Annotated in this window: 3 protein-coding genes; all 3 read right to left on the bottom strand. The window is 71.1% G+C overall.

The genetic code is table 11. The annotated features are described in order from the left end of the window. Positions 1 to 637, bottom strand: a 637-nt coding sequence (locus ABZ340_RS36520) for an adenosylhomocysteinase (protein WP_358786203.1), incomplete at its 3' end; no start/stop codon positions are given. Then, positions 627 to 1,487 carry a methylenetetrahydrofolate reductase [NAD(P)H] gene (gene metF / locus ABZ340_RS36525; RefSeq protein ID WP_358786204.1) on the bottom strand — a complete coding sequence of 287 codons (861 nt, stop codon included), beginning with the start codon at positions 1,485 to 1,487 and terminating at the stop codon, positions 627 to 629. The genes metF and ABZ340_RS36520, both read right to left, overlap by 11 nt. Continuing rightward, a partial coding sequence (locus ABZ340_RS36530; protein ID WP_358786205.1) for a vitamin B12 dependent-methionine synthase activation domain-containing protein occupies positions 1,484 to 2,353 on the bottom strand: 870 nt, incomplete at its 5' end. The genes ABZ340_RS36530 and metF, both read right to left, overlap by 4 nt.

Raw genomic sequence — 2,353 nt, forward strand, 5'->3', positions numbered from 1 at the left:
TGACGTTGATCGCCGGGAACAGGAGGGTGCCCTCGCGCTGCATCTCGTACAGGCGGTGGACACCGGTCGTGGTCTCCTCCGTCACACCGCGGATCCCCGAGGCGAGGGCCGACCAGTCCAGGGTGCTGTTCTCCAGCAGGGCCCGGACGACGGCGAGCTCCTCGTTGGACGCCTCCGGCAGCCGGCCCGTCTTCTGGTACTCGACACCGTTGTGGACGAGGAGGGTGGCGTCACCGCCGTCGTCCAGGATCATGTTCGGGCCCGCGTGCCCGGGCCAGGTCAGCGCCTGCTCGGTGCACCACCAGTACTCCTGGAGGGTCTCGCCCTTCCAGGCGAAGACCGGGATGCCGGCGGCGGCGATCGCGGCGGCGGCGTGGTCCTGGGTGGAGAAGATGTTGCAGGACGCCCAGCGGACCTCGGCGCCCAGGGCGACCAGGGTCTCGATGAGCACGGCCGTCTGGACCGTCATGTGCAGGGAGCCGGTGATCCGGGCCCCGGCCAGCGGCCGGGCGTCGGCGTACTCCCTGCGGATCGCCGTCAGACCGGGCATCTCGTGCTCGGCGAGGGTGATCTCCTTGCGGCCGAACCCGGCGAGGGAGAGGTCGGCGACCTTGAAGTCGGTGAACTCAGCTGACATGGAGGCTCCTCGAGCTGTTCAGTACGTTGCGGTGGATGTCCAGGGCCGCCGTGGACCTGTTGAGCGTGATGTAGTGCAGGCCGGGGGCACCCTCGGCGAGCAGCCGGTCCGCCATGGCGGTGGCGTGGTCGACCCCGATCCGGTACGCGTCGCCGGGCCGCTCGCGGGCGGCTTCGAGGCGGTGGGCCAGGTCCTCCGGGAAGGCGGCGTCGGAGAGTTCGGCGAAGCGCCGGATCTGGCGGACGTCGGTGGCCGGCATGATCTCCGGGATGATCGGTGTCGTGCAGCCCGCGGCCGCGACCCGGTCGCGCAGCCGCAGGTAGTCCTCCACGTCGAAGAACATCTGGGTGATGGCGTAGTCCGCGCCCGCCCGGCACTTGGCCACGAAGTGCCGGATGTCGCTGTCCCAGTCGGGCGAGCGCGGGTGCTTCTCCGGGAACGCCGCCACCCCGATGGTGAACTCCCCCAGCGAACGCACCAGTTCGACCAGTTGGTACGCATGGGTGAAGCCGTCCGGATGCGGCTCCCACGGCCCCTTGGGGTCGCCGGGCGGGTCGCCGCGCAGCACGAGCACGTCGCGCACTCCGGCGTCCGCGTACTGGCCGATGATGCGGCGCAGTTCGGCGACGGAGTGCCCGACGGCCGTCAGGTGGGCCACCGGGCGCAGCGTCGTCTCGGCCACGATCCGTTGGGTGACGTCGATGGTGCGCTCCCGTGAGGAGCCTCCCGCGCCGTAGGTGACGGACACGAAGTCGGGGCCGAGCGGTTCGATGCGGCGGACGGCCTGCCACAGGGCCTGCTCGCCCTTGGCCGTCTTCGGCGGGAAGAACTCGAAGGAGAACGTCGTCACGCGCGGCCTCCGGCGTTGAAGTAGCTCGCCTCGGGGTGGTGGACGACGATGGCGTCGGTGGACTGCTCGGGGTGGAGCTGGAACTCCTCCGACAGGTGCACGCCGATCCGCTCCGGCCGGAGCAGTTCGGCGATCTTCGCGCGGTCCTCCAGGTCCGGGCAGGCCGGGTAGCCGAGCGAGTAGCGGCAGCCCTGGTACTCGGTGCGGAACATGCCGTCCATGGCGGACGGATCGCTGCCGTCGATGCCGAGTTCGGCGCGGACGCGGGCGTGCCAGTACTCGGCGAGCGCCTCGGCGAGCTGCACGGACAGACCGTGCAGCTCGAGGTAGTCGCGGTAGGAGTCCGAGGCGAACAGCTCGGCGGTGGCCTCACCGATCCGCGAGCCCACGGTGACGACCTGGAGGCCGACGACGTCCGTCTCGCCGGACTCCTCCGAGCGGAAGAAGTCGGCCAGGCACAGCCGGCGGCCGCGGCGCTGGCGGGGGAAGGTGAAGCGGGTGCGCTCGTTGCCCCGCTCGTCGAGGATGATCAGGTCGTCGCCCTTGGACACGCACGGGAAGTAGCCGTGGACGACGGCGGCTTCGAGGAGGTTCTCCGTCCGCAGCCGGTCGAGCCACATGCGCAGCCGCGGCCGGCCCTCGCTCTCGACGGTGCCGCCCTTGAGTCCCCACTGGCCCTTGAACAGGGCGCCCTCGTCGAGCCAGGACGCGTACTCCTTGAGCTGGATGCCCTTGATCACGCGGGTGCCCCAGAACGGCGGGGCGGGCACGGGGTTGTCGGTGGCGACGTCGGAGCGGACGTGCCCGGTCTCGGGCCGTTCCTCGGCCACCGTCGTGGCCGCCGCCCTGACCCGGCGCTGCTTCAG

It is taken from the genome of Streptomyces sp. NPDC006134 (genome assembly GCF_040628835.1).
Taxonomy (GTDB): Bacteria; Actinomycetota; Actinomycetes; order Streptomycetales; family Streptomycetaceae; genus Streptomyces.